Origin of the sequence: Phormidesmis priestleyi BC1401, from assembly GCF_001650195.1 — a bacterium.
Classification (GTDB): Bacteria; Cyanobacteriota; Cyanobacteriia; order Leptolyngbyales; family Leptolyngbyaceae; genus Phormidesmis_A; species Phormidesmis_A priestleyi_B.
Window position 1 is genome coordinate 1 of the sequence record NZ_LXYR01000194.1, and the last position, 521, is coordinate 521.

A 521-nucleotide genomic window follows, 5' to 3' on the forward strand; every position below is an offset into this window, starting at 1 on the left:
TCAATTCTAGGAATTCAGGGGCATCGAGGGTTAAGTTGCTCAAGTAGCACTGCGCCTCTTGAAACGGCTTGCTCGCCCGGATGCCCTGGCGGTTGACCCAAATCACCCGTGTGATGCCCGCACTGCTCCAGCGTTTGGGCAGATCATCAGGAGCGGCATAGACCTGGACGGTGCGCTGGGTTTGGCGACCATGCACCCGTTCCGAGTGGCTCGTTTGGCTCAACGGCAGCTCTTGCTGCCGCAGACGGTGCAGGCGTTGATGGAGAGTCTTCTGATTGGTTTTGAGTCCGACCAGATAATGACTCTCCTGAGCGTTGATCAAGGTCAAGGTGTCCACTTGGGCAGGAAGGGCATCTAAACTGAATCCGACGGGCAGCGACCGCGCCAAAGCAGGGGCTGTGGTGACGGTTCTCAACAAACGTTTGGCAACCTCAATTTCACTTTCTTGAGCGTTGTACATCAACGCCAACTGGACGACCCCAGCTTGCTGACCGTACACGGACACCAACGTGGCAAAGTTT

General features: G+C 56.2%; 1 protein-coding gene. It reads right to left on the minus strand.

Translation table 11 applies throughout. The features are described from left to right. On the minus strand, positions 1 to 499 hold a 499-nt coding region (locus A8707_RS26400), incomplete at its 3' end, for a hypothetical protein (RefSeq protein WP_231948494.1). Between the last annotated feature and the right edge of the window lie 22 nt (positions 500 to 521).